General features: G+C 64.4%; 16 protein-coding genes and 1 tRNA gene. 11 read left to right on the top strand and 6 right to left on the bottom strand.

Annotation, left to right across the window (positions count from 1 at the left end; translation table 11 throughout):
• Positions 1-147: 147 nt before the first annotated feature.
• Both ACK4MH_RS02445 and ACK4MH_RS02440 read left to right on the top strand, forming a co-directional pair.
• Positions 148-933 carry a hypothetical protein gene (locus ACK4MH_RS02445; protein WP_409714237.1) on the top strand — a complete coding sequence of 262 codons (786 nt, stop codon included), beginning with the start codon at positions 148-150 and terminating at the stop codon, positions 931-933.
• A 499-nt stretch (positions 934-1,432) separates the two neighbouring features.
• The gene (locus ACK4MH_RS02440; RefSeq protein WP_409714234.1) at positions 1,433-1,681 is read left to right on the top strand and encodes a hypothetical protein; all 249 of its coding nucleotides are present in this window, start codon (positions 1,433-1,435) and stop codon (positions 1,679-1,681) included.
• Here ACK4MH_RS02440 and ACK4MH_RS02435 read toward each other — a convergent pair.
• Positions 1,665-1,877: a helix-turn-helix domain-containing protein gene (locus ACK4MH_RS02435; RefSeq protein WP_409714231.1), complete on the bottom strand. Its 213-nt coding sequence runs from the start codon at positions 1,875-1,877 to the stop codon at positions 1,665-1,667. The genes ACK4MH_RS02440 and ACK4MH_RS02435 overlap by 17 nt on opposite strands.
• 119 nt (positions 1,878-1,996) lie before the next feature.
• Here ACK4MH_RS02435 and ACK4MH_RS02430 point away from each other — a divergent pair, with 119 nt between their 5' ends.
• The gene (locus ACK4MH_RS02430) at positions 1,997-2,446 is read left to right on the top strand and encodes a hypothetical protein (protein ID WP_409714228.1); all 450 of its coding nucleotides are present in this window, start codon (positions 1,997-1,999) and stop codon (positions 2,444-2,446) included.
• The gene (locus ACK4MH_RS02425) at positions 2,439-2,735 is read left to right on the top strand and encodes a hypothetical protein (protein WP_409714225.1); all 297 of its coding nucleotides are present in this window, start codon (positions 2,439-2,441) and stop codon (positions 2,733-2,735) included. The genes ACK4MH_RS02430 and ACK4MH_RS02425 overlap by 8 nt, the downstream gene beginning before the upstream one ends.
• Positions 2,736-2,806: 71 nt before the next feature.
• Here ACK4MH_RS02425 and terL read toward each other — a convergent pair whose 3' ends face one another.
• The 3 genes from terL to ACK4MH_RS02410 are packed head-to-tail and all read right to left on the bottom strand — an operon-like array spanning position 2,807 to position 6,135.
• Positions 2,807-4,282 carry a phage terminase large subunit gene (terL, locus tag ACK4MH_RS02420; protein WP_409714222.1) on the bottom strand — a complete coding sequence of 492 codons (1,476 nt, stop codon included), beginning with the start codon at positions 4,280-4,282 and terminating at the stop codon, positions 2,807-2,809.
• Positions 4,275-4,688, bottom strand: coding sequence for a DUF5681 domain-containing protein (locus tag ACK4MH_RS02415; RefSeq protein WP_409714219.1), 414 nt, complete (start codon positions 4,686-4,688; stop codon positions 4,275-4,277). Before ACK4MH_RS02415 ends, terL begins: the two co-directional genes overlap by 8 nt.
• Before the next feature lie 10 nt (positions 4,689-4,698).
• Entirely contained in the window at positions 4,699-6,135 is a 1,437-nt protein-coding gene (locus tag ACK4MH_RS02410) for a site-specific DNA-methyltransferase (RefSeq protein WP_409714216.1), read from the bottom strand.
• 293 nt (positions 6,136-6,428) lie between these two features.
• Here ACK4MH_RS02410 and ACK4MH_RS02405 point away from each other — a divergent pair, with 293 nt between their 5' ends.
• The 3 genes from ACK4MH_RS02405 to ACK4MH_RS02395 are packed head-to-tail and all read left to right on the top strand — an operon-like array spanning position 6,429 to position 8,730.
• Positions 6,429-6,689 carry a DUF3489 domain-containing protein gene (locus tag ACK4MH_RS02405; RefSeq protein WP_409714213.1) on the top strand — a complete coding sequence of 87 codons (261 nt, stop codon included), beginning with the start codon at positions 6,429-6,431 and terminating at the stop codon, positions 6,687-6,689.
• A complete protein-coding gene (locus ACK4MH_RS02400) occupies positions 6,686-7,114 on the top strand; it encodes a DUF2924 domain-containing protein (protein WP_409714210.1) in 429 nt (142 codons plus the stop codon). Before ACK4MH_RS02405 ends, ACK4MH_RS02400 begins: the two co-directional genes overlap by 4 nt.
• Positions 7,114-8,730: a recombinase family protein gene (locus tag ACK4MH_RS02395; protein ID WP_409714207.1), complete on the top strand. Its 1,617-nt coding sequence runs from the start codon at positions 7,114-7,116 to the stop codon at positions 8,728-8,730. The genes ACK4MH_RS02400 and ACK4MH_RS02395 overlap by 1 nt, the downstream gene beginning before the upstream one ends.
• A gap of 390 nt (positions 8,731-9,120) precedes the next feature.
• Here ACK4MH_RS02395 and ACK4MH_RS02390 read toward each other — a convergent pair.
• Positions 9,121-9,210, bottom strand: a tRNA-Ser gene (locus ACK4MH_RS02390).
• Positions 9,211-9,349: 139 nt separating this feature from the next.
• On the opposite strand from ACK4MH_RS02390, the gene msrA reads away from it, so the two are divergent.
• The gene (gene msrA, locus ACK4MH_RS02385; RefSeq protein ID WP_409714204.1) at positions 9,350-10,000 is read left to right on the top strand and encodes a peptide-methionine (S)-S-oxide reductase MsrA; all 651 of its coding nucleotides are present in this window, start codon (positions 9,350-9,352) and stop codon (positions 9,998-10,000) included.
• Between the two features lie 71 nt (positions 10,001-10,071).
• Positions 10,072-11,400: a VOC family protein gene (locus ACK4MH_RS02380; RefSeq protein WP_409714200.1), complete on the top strand. Its 1,329-nt coding sequence runs from the start codon at positions 10,072-10,074 to the stop codon at positions 11,398-11,400.
• Positions 11,401-11,407: 7 nt separating this feature from the next.
• Here ACK4MH_RS02380 and ACK4MH_RS02375 read toward each other — a convergent pair whose 3' ends face one another.
• Positions 11,408-12,268: a hypothetical protein gene (locus tag ACK4MH_RS02375; RefSeq protein ID WP_409714197.1), complete on the bottom strand. Its 861-nt coding sequence runs from the start codon at positions 12,266-12,268 to the stop codon at positions 11,408-11,410.
• Positions 12,269-12,408: 140 nt separating this feature from the next.
• Between ACK4MH_RS02375 and ACK4MH_RS02370 the strand changes: the two genes are divergently transcribed.
• Positions 12,409-14,256: an acyltransferase family protein gene (locus ACK4MH_RS02370; RefSeq protein WP_409714194.1), complete on the top strand. Its 1,848-nt coding sequence runs from the start codon at positions 12,409-12,411 to the stop codon at positions 14,254-14,256.
• 153 nt (positions 14,257-14,409) lie between these two features.
• Positions 14,410-16,374, top strand: coding sequence for a glucans biosynthesis glucosyltransferase MdoH (gene mdoH, locus ACK4MH_RS02365; RefSeq protein WP_409714191.1), 1,965 nt, complete (start codon positions 14,410-14,412; stop codon positions 16,372-16,374).
• Positions 16,375-16,441 lie beyond the last annotated feature (67 nt).

The raw sequence follows: 16,441 nt of genomic DNA, 5'->3' as shown, positions 1-16,441 counted from the left end.
ACGGCATCGATGCGCCAAAGCCGGCTTGTCGCGGGCATGGCCCAGGAGCAGACTCGCCGAAGTTCGGCTAGGGGTGGGAAGCGGACGTTCCAGAGCCTGCGTTATTGGTGCATAGTCGAGCTGCGTTCCGTCAGCGAGAGATTGGTCATGCTTGGGCTGTTGACAGCGATAGCAGTTCAAACAACGAGCGCGCAGCCGCAAGTCGCCACGCTCGGCGAAGTGCGGACGTGGTCTAAGTTCGAGGCCGCTGATCGACTTTTGCCCGTCGATATCGCCGAAAAAATCGTTGACGGTCGCTTCCAAACAGGCGGGCCGCCCGGCTTTTATTCCGGGTTCTGGTGGGCAAGTGCAGAGCGGGCCCGAGCAGGCTTCTGTCACCGCTCCGCCTTCTACGCATCGGTCCGCGTCCAGGACTATGCAAACTTGTCGGCCGCGTCGCCTATGCAGGCAGATGTTAAGGTCTTCACCCAGTACGCGCCGAGTAATCAGAACACCCCCTCGGCAGAGCGTTGTGCGGTGCTAACCGGCTGGGTGAGCACGACGCCAGAGGACGAGGAGTCCAAGTTGGAGACCCTCCGTCGCCTAGTTGAAGCAATGGATTTGGCCGCGAACAGGCGGCCTCTACCGTTCGAGATATCGATTGAGTGCGATAGCGGCACGTCCGGACGCTGCCCCGAAGCCCGGGCAGCATTGCGCGACCTACCGTTGAAAGCGCTTTACGATGTCCGCCTTTACAGCGATCGCTATCGCATCGAGCCTGCCCGGAATGGTGTTCAGGTGCGTTACGCGCTGCCCCCGCCTGACGGGGTATACGCCAAAGCAGAGGTGGCCTTTGGTCGGGCTCAGGATGCGTCGTCGTGGTTCGTGACGCTCGAAGGCAGGGACCAAATACAAAGGATTACACTTCGGCGAGCGTCCGTAATCTACCACTAGACGCTCAGCCGCCAGGCGTAGACACGGAGGCCCATTCCGGGTCGATTACGGCCCACGGCTTCAGAGCCGCAAGCATACATTGGCGGTCAGGCTGGAAAACGGTCGCTGCCGCCGTCCGCTAGGCGTGGGAAGCGAATGTGGTTTGACCCCTCTCCGAGGCCACCACAACCAAGTTCGGTTTAGCCAAAAATGGCGCGACCGATATCCATTCCGATCCAAACACCGACAGCCCCAGCGAACAGCCATACGGCCCCCACAGCAGCAATGGCTCCTGCCCAGCGAAGTCGCGTCGTTTCTTTCATTCGCTGACCTTACTCAATCGACGAACGTCCGCAACGGGTCGATTTGCGACGAAGGCATTCCGGCCGAAAGCGGACCTTCGGCTCGCTCGCGGAATGTCGCATTTGCGGCGTGGTCCGCATGACCGCTACTGGCGCAGAACAGCCATCCGCCTCTAAACGACTGGACTTCCCGGCCGACGAGAGCGGTAGTCGCAGTCATGTTTGACGATTACGACCCGCCCGCCCCCGTCCTTGATCCGGAAGACGCGTTAGAAGCCAAGCTGCGGCTCGGCGTGCTCGCATCGAACTTGATCGAGCGCGCAGACATCATGTGCACGGACGTCGGAATCCTTCGGACGTCGATCACCGGCCAGCTTTTGCAGACCGTAGCTTCCGACTTCTCCAAGCTCGTCGATGCTATCGAGGTCCTCGAGCGCCGCAGCGCGCCTGCTACCCGTCAAAGCTGACCAGGTCAGGCATTGGGACACCCAGGCCGATAGCTAACTTCTCCAAGACCGTGACCGTTGGATTTCTGACACCGCGTTCTACGCCTGACACGTAAGTCCGGTGCAGGCCGGCCCGATCGGCAAACTCCTCCTGCGACCAGCCCTGATCCTGGCGGAGCCGCTGAACGCGGGCTCCCAACTTCCGACGGATATCCATCCCGCCAAATGCTGCGCGTGACGCCTATCGGACGACAGCCGATGAGTCTCATTTCAGGTTGACTAGTGCACGTCGTTCGAGCCACCAGCGAACTGAGATGGAGACTCATAGGATGCAAGATGCTTAGAACTGTTCTCGCCGCCACGGTTCTGTTGGGGATCACCAGCCCCGCCCTAGGCCAAGAGGCTTCCGCTGGGGAGGAGACAGGCTCCAACGGACTATTTTCGGATGAGGCGATTACCCGCGAGCTCGTCGCCACTCGGGGATGGCTGGAGACATCCCTGCTCGATTACGAGACCGCCCGCTTCCGCGATGTCAGGGTCGTCTTGTTGAGCCCCGACCGTCGCGACCGCAGCAGAGTCTATCTGGCCGTTTGCGGCATGGCCAACGCCCGCAACCGTATGGGTGGCTACATCGGCTTCACGGATTTTTACTTCGGGTCCCACCTCCCCGGATACACATCGACCGCCTTCGGCGTGATGGCTACGGAAGTCTGCTCCCGAGCGAACCGTCTTAACGCCGTCGACTACACGGACCGCCTTGCACCCGGAGATGCGGCTAATGACTAACCGCGTCCTTGTAGCCGCCGCGCTCGCATTTTCCGTCGCTGCTTGCGCCTCGATCCCGTCGACCGCCGTTGCGCCGTTTCAGACGACCGCTGGCGGACTTGGCTTCACCCTTCAGGGTCTTGCCCAGTTCACCCGAGACGAGGCGGCGATCGAGCTGAAAGTTCGGGCCGATCTGGCGGAAGCCTGCCGCGGCGAGATAGAGAAGTTCGAGATCACCTTCTTAGACGCCACGAGCCGCGGCGGCGTGCCTCACACAGCTTACACCGGCCGGGCAGAGTGCAAACGCTAAACGAGGCCGGGTGAGGCCGCTCGCTAAGCGACTTCGCTCGGCTTCGGCGCCCCCGGGCCCCTGCAGCGAGGCTAGGTTCGGTTTTGTATGTCACGCCGCGCATGAGGATTGAGAGCGGTCCTCCCTCCCCGACCGACTGCCCAGTTCAAAAACTGGCTGATGCTGTCGGCTTGGTCGTCATGCCTGACGTCCGGAAAGGCCTGCAGCTCGTGGCGCAGATCGTCCATCCAAGGGGCTGATCGAGGGAACTTCCCGAGCCCCGTGTAGAGGCGATCGACCGATGAGAAAAAGCGCTCTGTCTTCGGCACGCGGGTAGAGGCCGCGATAGGTTTTGAGCGTGGCGCATAGTGCGCACGGTCCTGCCCGAGGCCTCGATGGTCTCGAATGAGGTCGGGAAGAAGCGCGTGACCCACCGATGATTTCTCAACCAAGATGTAGTCCGCGTTCCATCTCCGACGCTCCGCTCTTACGCGGGCGAGCAGGTCGGAGTAGGCTAGCTTGATGCGGATGACATCCAGCAACAGCCATGCCTCCCCGTCATACCCCCACACAGTGCCTACAGAGTAGTCAGAGCCTGGGTCACAGGTTGCGGCAGGATCCCAGCTGTGAACGACCATCTGGAGCCGATCCCGCTCCGGGGGGTCGTCGTAAAACTGCACTTTCTCCCAGCGTAAGAAGTCATTCGACCCCGCGCTGGGGTTCTGCTGCCACTGGGCTTCAAAGACCCGCTGACCGACGTCCAGTCGGAACTCTTGCAAAACGTCGTGCGGCTCGCGCAGCGGGTTGAGAATATCGCCTATGCGACGGTTATGGACTGCCCCGCGGGTCAGCCTGATGGTTTCATCTTGGACCGCGATCGCAGGCAAGTTCAGGTGCCTGTAAGACCCTTTCGCCGCCAGGTGCGCTGAGACGTCGTCCTCATGAAGCCGCTGCATGATCGCTACGACCGCGCCCGTCTTCTTGTCATCCAGGCGGGACATCAGTGTCTCATCGACGAACCTTTTGGCCTTTGCCCGCGCCTCGGGATAGGCGCTGTCACTCGCCTTCATCAGGTCGTCTACAATGATCAGGTGCGCACCGATGCCGGTGACGGTCCCGCCGACGGCTGTGGCATAACGGTAGCCGCCCGCAGACGTCGTGAACTCCGCCGTGGTGCTACGGACGATCGACGCCGCCATTTGAGGGAAGACGTCGGCGTACCAGTTGGACTCCACCACCTTACGGAACTTGCGAGCCAGGTTGTCAGCGAGGTCCTGGCTGTAGCTGGCGCAGATGATGCGGGTCTCAGGCCGTCGCCCCATCAACCAAGCGGGATAGGCGATCGACACCATCTCAGATTTCAGGTGCCGAGGCGGCACAGTAATCTGGAGACGGCGATCGTGGCCCGCTTCAACGTCCATAAGCGCCTGGACCATGGCCTGGATATACCAGCCCGATGAAAGCCGCACGCCCGGGTTCAAATGGTGGAAGACAAGATACAGGAAGGCTTCGAAGTTCTCACGTGCGAAGGCGTGAAGCGCAGCCTGTTTGGCCAGGGCGCTACTCATGACCGGGCTCCTCTTGCACCGAGCTGCCGGAGCGCAAGCCCGCCAGGATATCGTCGTAGACATCCAAGGGGATCTCGCTCGATACGTGATGCTTCCCTGGCGTATCGACCTCGTCTCCGCCGAAGCCTTGGCTCTCTAGCTTCATCAATGCGGCGAAGGCCTTCGGATCTCCCTTTACGGCGCGATCGACTTGCTGACGCACGGCGACCCGACGCTTTGACATGCGCTGGGTTCGTCCGTCGGACGTGACAGTCACCTTCTGATCAAGCTCTTCCATCATAAGGGTCAGCATATTTTTTGAGCCCTTCGGACGCCCCTTGGGGTTGCCCGACTGGCCCGGCTTGAACCGCGTAGCGACGGGGGGCTGGCCGTAGCCGACCCCTTTTGGCGATGATGAGTCTGACATAACTCACCCCCTACGCCGCGGCCGCGCGAACGCGCGTCCGGACCCGTGCAGCAGGCAGGACTGCAGTTATGGCAGGTATGTCCGGGTTAGATACTGCGAGGGTCAGCGCCGTCTGCTGCCGTTCGGCGCGGACTTCCCGGAAGGTCTTTCCGCTTGAGGCTAAGCGGGCTTCGAAGCCGGTATAGTCCTGCCAACGAATGACGCCGACATCCACATACCCCGGATCGAGCTCGGTCGCCCTGCCCTGACGCCGGCTCTGTTCTGCAGCAATGATTGTCGTCCCGCTGCCGCTAAACAAGTCCAGCACGACATCCCCTCTGGCAGAGCTGTCCAATAGAGCGTCTCGCACCATCGCCATGGGCTTGACCGTCGGATGCATCTCTCGGGCCTTGGCCTTCTTGGCGCCGAACCCATTGACGCCTTCGTAGGCCCAGACGTTCGCACGGTTCCGGCCGTGCTTGCCAAGTTCAACCCGATTTAGATGCGAGCCACCCGCCTTGCGAAAGAGAAAGATGAGCTCGTGGCGCGAGCGGTAGAAGCTGCCCATGCCGCCCGTAACCTTGTCCCAGACAATAAGGTTGAGCATCTCCATTTGGGTCGCGGATGCTGCGGCAATTGTGTTCGCAATATGTCGATGATCCATGCACCAGTACAGCAGTCCGCCTGGCATCAGATGTTCACTCGCTCTGGCCATTGCCTTGACCGAAAACTCGGTGAACTCGGCATCGGTCATCTCTCCAGATGCCATCACGAACTCCCCATGATGGCCCGATCCGGTAATGTGCCCGTCGACCGCGACGTTGTAGGGCGGGTCCGTGAAGACGGTCCGAACCTGTTCGCCTTGAAGCAGAACGTCGAAGCTCGCCGGATCCGTAGCATCCCCGCAATAAAGACGGTGATCACCCAGGAGCCAAAGATCGCCCAGCCGGCTCACGGGTGACGTCGGACGATCGGGCGACACATCAGCGTTCTCGCCTCCTCGGTCGCCCTCGAGGATGAGCGTATCGATCTTGGCCGCGGAGAACCCAGTCACCTCCAGGCTGAAGTCCAGTTTGAGGTTGGACAGTTCTTTCAGCTCGAGGCCCAGCGCTTCAGTGTCCCACCCTGCCAACTGGCTGAGTTGGTTCTCGGCAATCCGAAACGCCTTCAATTTGGCGGCGTCGAGGTGGATGGCACGGATGCAGGGCACGTGCGTCATGCCAAGCTGGCGCGCCGCTTCGATGCGGCCGTTGCCAGAGACGATCTTGTTGTCCCGATCGATGATCACGGGCGCAAGGAAGCCGAACGTTCGGATGGCGTTGGCTAGGGCGGTGATGTCCTGCTTCTTATGCAGTCGTAGCTTGCGGCCACCAGCAGCCAAGTCTGCGATGGGCAGATGCTCGATGACAAGTTGGAGGTCGAATGGCAGTTCGGGTGCGCCGAGGCGCGCGGGTTTTGCAGAGACCATGACGGCTCTCCTTCCGTTAGGCAGCCGCAAGCGCGTGCAAAAGCACGTGCGGCGGACGCCGGGGGTTAGGGGAAAGTCGCTGAGTGCTCTGCGGGTCGAGACCCATGTGCTGCCAGCTCGTTACGAAAAGATGGGTGTGAGGAATGAAGCCGACAAGGCCTCCTGCCGGAAGATTTTTCGGCTTAAATCAACTGGACTAATGCTGCGATCAGAGCGCTACTGATCGTGTTCCGCCCGGCCAGCCGGGCTCGGCTCAGTAGGAGGCAAACCGCCCCTGTTGAACCGAGAATGACATGACTAACACCACCACCACCCTCACAGCCGTGACCACGGACACGGTGCCGCGCGTGTCAAAGCTGGACCTTCTCTCCGGGCTACTCAAAGCCTCCGACGGCGCGACCATGAAGCAGATGATGGACGCCACGGGCTGGCAGCCGCATTCAGTACGCGGCGCCATGGCGGGCGCCCTGCGCAAACGCGGGCTCAAGATCGCCAGCAACCGCATCGACGGCGTTCGCCGCTGGAGTCTATCGCAAGACGGCGCCGCCCGATGAGCGAGATCAAAGCGCTCATCGCCACTCTTGAACGGCAAAGGATCGATGCTCTACGCAGCATCTGGTGCGAACAGTTTGAGGAGGGGCCGCCGCCCCTCCGATCCGCCAATGTCCTGCGCTACCTTCTCGCCGAGCGTCTTCAGTTGCGCGCGCATGGCTCGAACCACGACCTAGATCGTCGGCTTAGCAAAACTGCCAGTCGTCACCGGCCGGGCTACAAGCCGACGGTTCGGACTGCCGCCTTCAAACCGGGCTCTCGGCTGGAGCGTGAATGGAAGGGGGAGCGCCATCAGGTCGATGTGGTCGATGGCGGCTACGTCTGGAACGGTCAGACTTTCGCCAGCCTCTCTCCGATCGCTCGTCAGATCACGGGCTCTCGGTGGAATGGGCCGCGCTTCTTTGGCCTGCGCGAGGAGGCCGCTTAATGCAGCCGAGCCGAACGATCCGCTGCGCCATCTATACGCGCAAGAGCACCGAGGAAGGGTTGGAGCAGGATTACAACTCCCTCCACGCCCAGCGCGACGCCTGCGCCGCCTATGTGATGTCACAGGCGGGCGAAGGCTGGACGCTGCTGCCTGAAATCTACGATGACGGCGGTTACTCCGGCGGCAACCTGGATCGTCCGGCGCTGCGCCGCCTGATGGACGACATCGAAGCCAAGAAGATCGACGTGGTCATCGTCTACAAGGTCGACCGCCTCACTCGATCCCTCGCCGACTTCTCGAAGATCGTGGATGTACTCGATCGGACCGGCTCAAGCTTCGTCAGCGTCACCCAGGCCTTCAACACTACGACGTCCATGGGCCGGCTGACGCTCAACGTCTTGCTGTCCTTCGCCCAGTTCGAGCGTGAGGTCACCGGCGAGCGCATCCGCGACAAGATCGCCGCCTCCAAGAAGAAGGGCCTTTGGATGGGAGGTCGGCCGGTGTTTGGCTACGATCCCGACGGACGAACGCTCACGACCAATCCTGCAGAGGCGGAGGAGGTGCGATGGATGTTCGCCCGCTACCTCGAGATCAAATCGGTCAACAAGCTGGTCGCAGAGCTGAAGGCGCGCGGCGTGACTTCCAAGCGGTGGATCAACAGAGCGGGTGACGACCAAGGCGGCGTGCCGCTCGTTCGCGGCGTGCTCTACCAGATGCTGCGCAACCCGATTTACGTCGGCGACATCCCTCACAAAGACGCCGTGTATCCTGGGCAGCATCCTGGGATCATTGACCGGGAGACTTTTGAGGCCGCCCAGGCGCTTCTAGACCTAAGCGTACGACGTCGGCAGCCCGGCAAGGCCCGACCGCCGCATCGCGGCGCGCCTCTTACTGGCCTGGTCTACGACAGCGCCGGACATTTGATGTCGCCGGTCAGCGCCTCGCGAAAGGGTGGCGCAACCTATCGCTACTACGTCTCATGCGTGGCTCAGCGGGGCAGGCCTGACGAAGCCGGCGTGCACAAGCGCGTCCCTGCCCCCGTCATCGAGACCATGGTCCGCGAGGCGATCGCTCCACTTCTGGCGAACGCCGACGATGGCGAAGACTGGCTCAAGGTGCGGGACTTGATAGATCGTGTGGAGATTCATCGGCATGAACTGGTCGTGCGGCTGGACCAGACACGTTGCGACGCGAACGTCGTCACCAGCCAGGGTAAGCTCAGGCTCGGGCAGCTGGAGCGAGACAGAAACGCTCCGCTCTTGCGCCTTTCGCTCCGTTTCAATCGAGGCGGCGGCATCGCCATGGTCGGTCCGGGCGGTGGACCGGCTATTACCCGCCAATCTATCGATCCCGCCCTGAGCTCGGCGCTTGTGCGAGCAGAGGCTTGGAAGCGGCGTTTGATCGGTGGCGAGGGCACGACCCTCGACACGATCGCGGACGAGGAAAAGCTCAACCAGTCCTACGCCTCGCGGATGCTTCGAGTGGCGTTCTTGGCGCCGGATCTGAAACAGGCCGTCCTCGAAGGGACAGCGCCCGAGGCCCTCTCGCTCTACGCCATCATGCATCGTGGCCTGCCGCTCGACTGGGATGAGCAGCGGGCGATGTTCGCCGCCTGACGCGTGAGGCCATCCCTGATCCGGTCGATTTAATTCCCTGATCCCAGAAAGAAGCTCCCTGTTCCGTGCGATTATTTTCCCTGTTATCTCCCAAGGGAATTTCGCCCTTTCTCATCGTATGAAGCCCGGCACGCCGGGCTTCGGGCGTTAGTTGGAACTTCGGCTGAACAAGTGATTCTGGCCGGATTTCCCTGTATTTCCCTGTAAACAGGCAACGGCCGAAAACGGACTGGCCTCTCGAAACTGGAGACTGGCGTCAGGTTGATGCGGTTTTGGGGAGGGCTGAAGGCGCGCAGAGACGCGCTCTGGGCAAAGCCCAAGCGGTAACGCGCCGGAATGTCGGGGGTATTTCCCTGCTCTCGCAGACTTGTCGTTTAGCGGAGGACGGCGTGGCGGACAGAGAGGGATTCGAACCCTCGGTAGGCTTTCACCTACACACGCTTTCCAAGCGTGCGCGATCGACCACTCCGCCACCTGTCCGTTTCACGCCACGTCTTGCGCGCCGCCGGAGGTCGATCCGGCGGGAGGCGGGCCTGATAGAACACACTCGCCCCCTCGGCAAGCGCCTCTGACGTCCCCATATAGGCGTCGAAGTCATTTTTCGTCCGAGGAGCCCCCGATGTTGTTCAAGAAAAGCGCCGAACTACCGACCGCAGAGACGGCCTTGCCCGGCCGCGCCGAGGCCCTGGCGACCGACGAAAACCATTTCGTCAGCGGCAACCCGCTGAAAGGGCCATATCCCGAGGGTTTCCAGACCGCCATTTTCGGCATGGGATGCTTCTGGGGCGTGGAGCGGATCTTTTGGTCGTTGCCGGGCGTGTGGGTGACCTCGGCCGGTTACTCGGGCGGCATCACGCCGAACCCCACCTATGAAGAGACCTGCACAGGTCGCACCGGCCACACCGAAGTGGTCAAGGTCGTGTTCGATCCGAAGGTGATCACCTATGCCGAACTGCTGAAGGCCTTCTGGGAGAACCATGACCCGACCCAGGGCATGCGCCAGGGCAACGACATCGGCACCACCTACCGCTCGGCCATCTACACCCTGAACGCCGACCAACAGCGCGAGGCCGAAAGCTCGCGCGACGCCTATCAGGCGGCCCTGACGGCGGCGGGACGCGGCGCGATCACCACTGAGATCGAACCGGCCGGCGAGTATTTCTACGCCGAGGCCTATCATCAGGGCTATCTGGCCAAGAACCCGGCCGGATACTGCGGCATCGGCGGGACCGGCGTGGTCTGCCCGATCGGGGTCGGCGTCGACGCCTGACGTTCGATGCGGTCGCCGGGTTCCAACCGGCGGCCGACCGGCCTATGGATCGCCGAAAAGTGGGAGCGCTCATGTCCGCCTTCGTCCATCCTGACGAGATCCGCAGCCGGTTCTCGGCCGCCCTGTCCGCCATGTACCGGGCCGAGGTGCCGCAATATGGCGACCTGCTGACGCTGGTGGCCGACATCAACGCCCAGGCGATCAAGGCCGATGCGGCGGGCGCGGGCCGGCTGGCGGCGTCCGGCGAACTGGCGCGACTGTCCGAGGAACGTCACGGCGCCATCCGCGTCGGCACGGCCGACGAACTGGCCACCATCGCTCGCGCTTTTGCGGTCATGGGGATGGCGCCGGTCAGCTATTACAATCTGGCCCCGGCCGGGGTGCCGGTGCATTCGACCGCCTTCCGCCCCGTCGATCCGGCGGCCCTGGCGCGCAATCCGTTCCGGGTCTTCTGCTCCCTGTTGCGGCTGGAGTTGATCGCGGACGAGGCGTTGCGGGCGGAGGCGGCCGAGACCCTGACGCGGCGCGACATCTTCACCCCCGGCGCGCGCGACCTGATCGCGACGGCCGAGGCCGAAGGCGGACTGGACGAGGACCAGGCCGACCGGTTCGTCTCCGAACTGCTGGAGACCTTCCGCTGGCACGCCCAGGCGACGGTCAGCGCCGAAACCTACGAACGGCTGGTCGCCGCCCACCGCCTGATCGCCGACGTGGTCAGCTTCAAGGGGCCGCACATCAACCACCTGACGCCGCGCACGCTCGACATCGACGCGGCCCAGGCGGCCATGCCAGAACGCGGCATCACGCCGAAGGAAACCATCGAGGGCCCGCCCGCCCGCGCCTGTCCCATCCTGTTGCGCCAGACCAGCTTCAAGGCGCTGGAGGAGGCCATCGCCTTCCCAGGTGCAGAGGGAACCACTGCCGGAACCCACACCGCCCGTTTCGGCGAGATCGAACAGCGCGGCTGCGCCCTGACCCCCGCCGGGCGCGCGCTGTATGACACAGCTCTGGCGTCCAAAGACTTTTCGGCCCTGCCCGACGACTGGGACGCCCTGCGACGCGGCGACTTGGCCTGGTTCCGCTATCGCGCGACGCCGCAAGGGTTGGCTACGCGCGCAGAGACCGCCGACCTGGACGCCCTGATCGCCCTGGGCCACGTCGTCGCCGAGCCGATCACCTACGAAGACTTCCTGCCCGTCAGCGCCGCCGGCATCTTCCAGTCCAACCTGGGGTCCGAGGCCCGCGCCGCCGCCTACGCCGTCGATCCAGCCAAGGCCGAGTTCGAACAGGCTCTGGGCCGCCCGGTCCAGGACGAGATGGCCCTGTACCGCGCCGAACAGGACGCCTCCATCACAGCGACGCTGAAGGCGCTGGGTCTCGAACAGGTCGCCGAAATCTGATCCCGCCCTAACGGCGGCCGTAGATCAGGCTGTCCAGATGGTTGGGGTCATTGGCGACACGAGACGTCGAATAGGTCGTTTTGGTCCCGTCCGGATTCTGGATAGTGCTGGTCACCTTCTGTCCGAATTCGGATGTGCCGGAGTGCACATGGTTGGAGCCGGCGGCTATGGTTCGCCCGGTCTCGTCGCGATCGCGCCAGGCGCCCTCGCCCCTGGCGCTTGGCTCCCTGGACCCGCGATCCACTGCGCCGCCGAAGGTCACGCCCCTGCCCACCTGGACGCCCAGCCGGTCGATGGCGCCTTCGGGACCGGGGGTGGAGCTGAAGACGCCCGTCACCAGTCCCCCGGGCGAGAGCGGGGCGCTGTAGGTCGCGACGCCGTTCTCGGTGCTGATCGCTGCGCCCACGCCGCGTACGGAGGCGCCGATGTCCAGCCCCATGCTGACGCCAGGGTTCGCTCCACCGAACTGGGCCGTCACATTGGGCTGGGCGAAGCCCAGTTCGGCCCCGACGCTGACATTGAAACCTTCCCACGCCCGCGGCGTCACATCCGGCGCCGCCGCATAGGGGGCGAAGGACAGGTCCGCCATCGCCGCCTCGAACTTGGCGTTGTCGAAGACATTCAGCTTCTGCTCGACGGCCGCCATCACCGCCTGACGCATCTCGACCGGGGTCTGCATCACCGCCTGGGCCAGAGCATGCGGGTCGACCACGCCCATCGCCCTGGTGGCCGTCTCGACGGCGCTCTCGGCCGCCGCCTGGGCGGGCGAAGCCGCCATGGCTTCGGCTGCGGCCCGCGCCTCATCCGCGCGATCCGCGCCGTTCGCGCCGGACACGCCCGAAACGCCGTTGGATTGACTGTCGCTCATTGGAAGTCTCCTTCAAAGCCAGGCCCCAAGGCTGGCAGGATCGGATGAGCGGATCGACTGGGGTTTTCCCCTATCGACAGCGGCAGGCGCGTCGAAACGGCGACTTGTGCGACGACCGTGTCGGGATCATAGACGCGGCCGTGAACCCGTCCGTATCCCCGTCCGTGCGCCATTATGATCTGGACTGGATCCGGATCGGCGCCTTCGGCCTGCTGATCCTGTATCATGTGGGCCTGGTCTACGGGGTCTACGACTGGCACATCCACAGCGCCCACACCTTCGAGTGGATGCGCGAAGCCATATTGATCACCAATCCGTGGCGGCTGACCCTGCTGTTCCTGGTGTCGGGCGCGGCGCTGCGGTTCATGACCTTCAGGCGCACTCCGCGCCAGGTCGCCCGCACGCGGTTCGCGCGGCTGGTTCCGCCCCTGATCTTCGGGGCTCTGGTTCTGGTGCCGATCCAGTCCTGGATCGAGTCGATGGACAAGGGCGGCTGGCCGGGCGGCGTCTCCGGCTATGTCGCCTGGCTGGGACATGAGTTCAGCTGGAGCGGCCTCGCCGACGGCGTCCCGGTCAACCACCTGTGGTTCATCGTCTATATCGCGGTGTACAGCCTGGTCGCCGTCCTGCTGTGGCGCGTGCCGGGCCTGATCGAGCGGCTGGGCGACGGACTGGAAAAGGCGCTCAGGGGGCCGTGGCTGCTGATCCTGCCGATCCTGTATCTGATCGCCATCCGCATCGGCCTGTTCCCCTGGTTCGGCCTGACCAACACCCTGCACAACGACTGGTACAATCACGCCCTGTCGCTGGTCGCCTTCCTGTTCGGCTTCAGCATCGTCCGGCGCGAGGGCCTGTGGCGCACGATGGAGCGTTATCGCTGGGTCGCCCTGGCCCTGGCGGCGGTGGCCCTGCCGATCATGATGATCCAGGTCTGGCATCCGGGCGGCCGCGCCTTCTGGGGCGTGCCCAAGGCCGTGGTCTATGGCATCGACCAGTGGGCGGTGATCGTCGCCATCCTGGGCTTCGGCTCGAAGCATCTGCGCGACCGGGGCGGGCCGGTGCTCAACTATCTGACTCAGGCAACCTTCCCCTTCTATCTGGCGCACCAGACGGTGCTGGTGGCGGCGGTCTGGATCATCCGCCCGGCCAATCTTCCGGCGCCGATCGAACTGCTGTCCCTGATCGCCATCACCTTCGTCGGCAGCCTGGCGGTCTATGAGGTCGTGCGGCGCATTCCCGCCATCCGGCCTCTGTGGGGGCTGAAGCCGCTGGACGATCGGCCCTGGCCGCTGGACCTCCAGGCCCTGCTCAAGCCCCGGCTGCGCTATCACCGCCGCCGTCGCCTGCTGGGCGTGGGCGTCGCCGCGCCGCTTCTGGCCCTGACCGTCGTAGCCGCCGCCATCCTGGCCTACCCCGGCTTCAACAACGCGACCCAGTATCTCAGCGAACTGGGCGGGGCGACGGCGCGTGCGCCGATGATCTTCAACGGCGGGGTCTTCGTCGCCGGCGTCATGGCGGCGCTGGCGGGCATCGGTTTCGGTCTGGCCGTCTATGCCCTGACCGGGGCGCGCGTCGCCGGGGTCGTCATCGCCGTGGTCTTCGTGCTGGCGGGGGCAGGCATGTCGGCCTCGACCCTGTGGCCCTGGCCCGACCCGCGCCACATGGTCATCAACCTGGCGCTCGGGATCCAGCTGGCCCCTGTCCTTCTGCTGTGGGGCCTGGCCAGGCGCCGCGACCTGCCGCGCCTGAAGATCTTCCTGGCCGTCACCTTCGTCGTCATGGCGATTCTGACGGTCCTGACCAAGCATCTGGTCTTCCCCGGCACGGTCAACGACGCCAATGTCGGCTGGTGGGAGCGAATCTACGCCATCGTCCTGGTGTGCTGGGTGGGGGTTGCGGCCTGGGCTCTGGATCGTAAACTGCTGTCGGTCGCCACGGAATCGCCGGCCCCGCGCCCGTCTTCCGCCGCGTTCGAAGCTCCGCTGTAAATTTTCCCCCTCTTTTTTTGCCCTGATCAACATTGCGTGATTGAAAATCGCGCGAATGTGATCGATTATGCATTTCGTGTTGCAGTGCAGCACTCCGCGTCTTCCCCAGCCCTCGGGAGGACATCCGGTTCACACGGGGGCGTCCAGAGCGGCATGAACAAGCTGGCGATCCGGCCTGTCGAACAGGCTGATATCGAGACGACGATCCACGGCGCTCACACGCCAAGCTGGTCGTGGCTGCCCGACGAGGCGCCGCTGGCCATGCCGGTTCAGTCTCTGAGCGCACCCGACGCCGTCGCCGACGTGACGCCCGCGACCTCGCCGCGCACCGTCGCCATGCGCCGCATGATGCTGCTGGCCGGCACCATCGCCCTGACCAGCCTGTCGGCCATCACGCCCTTCTACCTGTATGCCCGCAAGGGTTGGGACGGGACCGAGATTCTGGCCTTCGGCATCTTTATGGTCCTGATCACCGCCATCTCCTGCTGGTTCATCAGCGGCCTGATGGGTCTTTTCGTCATGCTGCGCGGCAAGGACCAGGCGGACCTGGCCTTCTCGCCGCACCCGCCCCTGCCGCGCACCCGCACGGCCCTGCTGATGCCGCTGTATAACGAAGACGCCCGCGCCTCCTTCGCCCGCCTGGCGATGATCGACGGCTCGCTGGCCCGCCTGGGCGCGTCCTCGGCCTTCGACATCTTCGTGCTCAGCGATTCGACCAAGGAAGACGCCGCCGCCGCCGAGCGTTCGGTGTTCCAGTCGTTCCGCATGGCCGCCAACTCCAAGGCCTTCTATCGCCGTCGCACCGACAATGCCGAGCGCAAGGCCGGCAACCTGGCCGAATGGGTCCGTCGCTTCGGCGGCGCCTATGAGAACATGATCGTCCTGGACGCCGACAGCACCATGGCCGGCGAGACCCTGCTGCGCATGGTCGACGCAATGGAACGCAATCCCGGCGTCGGCCTGATCCAGACCGCCCCGGTCATCATCAAGGCCCGCACCATCTTCGCCCGCGTGTCTCAGTATTCGGTGCGCCTGTACGGCCGCGTCGCCGCAGCGGGTCTCGCTTACTGGACCGGCTCGGAATCGAGCTACTGGGGCCACAACGCCATCCTGCGCACCCGCGCCTTCGCCGCCTGCTGCGGCCTGCCGCACCTGAAGGGCCGCAAGCCCTTCGGCGGTCACGTCATGAGCCATGACGTCGTCGAGGCCGCCCTGATGCGCCGCGCCGGCTGGGCCGTCCACGTCACCGCCGCCCTGGACGGATCGTGGGAAGAGACCCCGCCGTCGATCACCGACTTCATCCGCCGCGACCACCGCTGGTTCCAGGGCAACCTGCAACACCTGGGCCTGATCGGCGCCAAGGGCCTGTCGCCGATGAGCCGCCTGCAACTGGCCATGGGCTGCATGGCCTATCTGTCCTCGCCTCTGTGGCTGGCGTCGCTGATGGTCGGCCTGTTCATCCAGATGTTCTATCCGGTCGACTGGTCCAGCTTCTTCTACATCCTGAACCCCCAGTTCACGCCGTTCATGCTGGCCTCCTTCCTGTCGGGCGTGCTGCTGATCGGGCCCAAGTTCATGGGCGCCGCCCTGGTCCTCAGCCGTCCGGCCGAGCTGCGCGCCTTCGGCGGCCGTCGCGCCATCGCCAAGGGCATGGCGGCCGAGATCGCCCTGTCGGCCATCCTGGCCCCCATCCTGATGGTCGCCAACACCAAGGCCTTCATCCAGATCGTCTCGGGTCACGACACCGGCTGGTCGACCCAGCAGCGCGAGGCCGACGGCCTGGCCTGGTCCGATGCGTTCCGCGCCATGCGCTGGCAGATGATCGTCGGCGTCGGCTTCATGATCCCGCTGTGCGTCCGCCCCGACCTGGCCACCTGGTTCGCCCCGATCGTTCTGCCGCTACTGCTGGCCGCGCCCATCGTCGTCTGGACCTCGCGCGTCCGTTCGGGCGACGCCCTGGCCGCCAAGGGCTATCTGGTCACCCCGGTCCAGGAAGGCGTCAGCGTCAATCCCGCCGTCCTGCACACGCCGCGCTCGCCGCTGCGTGCGGTCGCCGGCGGCGTCCTGGCCCCCGTCGCCGCCCCGGCCATGGTCCCGGCCCGCGCGCCCGAGCTCTGATCGATCCAAAAGCGATGCGTGGCGGCCACAGCGCCGCCACAACCGTTACGGCCAAGCTCGACGTGTG

Origin of the sequence: Brevundimonas sp., from assembly GCF_046295075.1 — a bacterium.
Classification (GTDB): domain Bacteria; phylum Pseudomonadota; class Alphaproteobacteria; order Caulobacterales; family Caulobacteraceae; genus Brevundimonas.
This window is presented reverse-complemented; position numbering and strand designations above follow the sequence as displayed.